Origin of the sequence: Dietzia sp. DQ11-44, assembly GCF_014145205.1 — a bacterium.
In the GTDB taxonomy this organism is placed as follows: domain Bacteria; phylum Actinomycetota; class Actinomycetes; order Mycobacteriales; family Mycobacteriaceae; genus Dietzia; species Dietzia natronolimnaea.
This window is the reverse complement of the sequence record NZ_JAALEC010000472.1, coordinates 1-1,894: the sequence shown is the minus strand read 5'-3', so window position 1 is coordinate 1,894 and position 1,894 is coordinate 1. Positions and strand designations below refer to the sequence as shown.

At 71.1% G+C, this 1,894-nt stretch carries 2 protein-coding genes and 1 pseudogene; 2 read left to right on the top strand and 1 reads right to left on the bottom strand.

Features of this window, described 5'->3' with window-relative positions; all coding sequences use genetic code 11:
* The coding region (locus tag G6018_RS12045; RefSeq protein WP_182639721.1) for an acetyl-CoA C-acetyltransferase at positions 1-1,131 on the bottom strand (1,131 nt) is incomplete at its 3' end.
* A gap of 76 nt (positions 1,132-1,207) precedes the next feature.
* Between G6018_RS12045 and mce the strand changes: the two genes are divergently transcribed.
* The gene (gene mce / locus G6018_RS12040; protein WP_179525547.1) at positions 1,208-1,678 is read left to right on the top strand and encodes a methylmalonyl-CoA epimerase; all 471 of its coding nucleotides are present in this window, start codon (positions 1,208-1,210) and stop codon (positions 1,676-1,678) included.
* A gap of 34 nt (positions 1,679-1,712) precedes the next feature.
* Positions 1,713-1,894 (top strand): annotated as a pseudogene (locus G6018_RS12035) (hypothetical protein); the annotation flags it as partial.

Sequence of the window (1,894 nt, the reverse complement as noted above, 5' to 3'; positions counted from 1 at the left end):
CCCGAGGCCACCGCCGCGGCGGGCCAGCTCCAGTGCGAGGGTCAGGACGACGCGGTTGCCCGACACCCCGATCGGGTGCCCGATCGAGATGGCGCCACCGTTGACGTTGACCTTGTCGGGGCTCACGCCCAGGACCTTGGTCGAGTGCAGACCGACCGAGGCGAAGGCCTCGTTGAACTCGAACAGGTCGATGGAGTCGACCTCGACGTCCGCACGACGACAGGCGTCGAGGACCGCGTCGGCGGGCTGGTGCTGCAGGGTCGAGTCCGGGCCGGCGACGGTGCCGTAGCCGACGATCTCGGCCAGCACCGGCCACCCCTCGGCCTCCGCACGGGCGGCGGTGGTGACGATGACGGCGGAGGCGCCGTCGGAGATCTGGGAGGAGGATCCCGCGGTGATGGTCCCGTCCTTCGCGAACGCGGGCCTGAGCTTGCCCATCGACTCGGCGGTCGACTCGGCGCGAACACCCTCGTCGGTCTCCACGACCGTGTCGCCCTTGCGGCCCTTCACCGTCACGGGGACCACCTCGTCCGCGAACCGACCCTCGGCCCACGCGGCCGCGGCGCGCTGGTGGGAGACGGCCGCGAACTCGTCCTGGTGCTCGCGGGTGATCTCCAACTCGGCGTTGCGCGCTTCGGTGAGCGCGCCCATCGGCTGGTCGGTGGGCACGTCGTGCAGGCCGTCGTAGGCCATGTGGTCCAGGACCTCGATGGAACCGTACTTGTACCCGGCACGGCTCTTGGGCAGCAGGTGGGGCGCCTGGGACATCGACTCCTGGCCGCCCGCCACGACGACCTCGGAGTATCCGGCGCGGATCGCCTGGTCCGCCAGCGCGATGGCCGTCAGGCCGGACAGGCACATCTTGTTGATGCTCAGCGCGTCCACCCGCTGGGGGATACCGGCGGCCAGCGACGCCTGACGCGCGGGCATCTGCCCGTTCCCGGCGGACAGCACCTGACCCATGATCACCTGATCGACGGCCTCGGCGGGCACGCCGCCGCGCTCGAGAGCCCCGCGGATGGCGATCCCGCCCAGTTCGGGGGCGGACAGGGAGGACAGACCGCCCTGGAGACGGCCGAACGGGGTGCGGGCCCCGGAGACGATGACGGTGCGGGTGGAGTCGGCGGACATTGCGGACCTTCCATTCGAGGGGCTGTACGTGTACACGCCAAACTACCGTCTGCCGTCACCGACTACCGTGGTCCCCATGACCACTACCCCAGCCGGCCAGCCCCTGCTCCCCGCCGAACTCGTCGTGGCGATCGACCACGTCGGAGTGGCGGTTCCCGACTTCGACGCCGCCGTGTCCTGGTACCGGGACAACCTCGGGATGGAGAACCTCCACGAGGAGGTCAACGAGGAGCAGGGAGTACGCGAGGCCATGCTGGGGTCGCCCGGCCGACCGGACGGAAGCGCCCTCCTCCAGGTGCTCGCCCCCCTCGACGAGTCGTCGACCATCGCCAAGTACCTGGATCGCAACGGCCCGGGCATCCAGCAGATGGCGGTCAGGGTGACCGACATCGAGGCCATCACCGAGCACCTCACCGGACGCGGTGTGCGGGTGCTGTACCCGGAACCGAAGAGAGGCACGGCGGGTTCACGGATCAACTTCGTGCACCCCAAGGACGCCGGGGGCGTGCTCCTGGAACTGGTCGAGCCGGCCGCCGGGTCGCACTAGGGTCCGGGCGGGGCCTCCCCGCTAGGGTGGGGCCATGTCGAGCACACACATGCCCACCACGGACGCCGACCCCTTCGCGGTGGTCCGCAAGGGCTTCGACCGCGAGCAGGTGACCTCCACCCTCACGCGCCTGGAGGCCGAGGTCGAGCTCCTCCGCGCCGACCGCGACGCCGCCGTCGAGCGGGCCGAACGGGCTGCCGCCGAGGCGGCCCGGGA

Excerpts from the sequence above, each read along its gene's own strand:
- mce (WP_179525547.1), top strand. The coding sequence starts at position 1,208 with ATGACCACTACCCCAGCCGGCCAGCCCCTGCTCCCCGCCGAACTCGTC.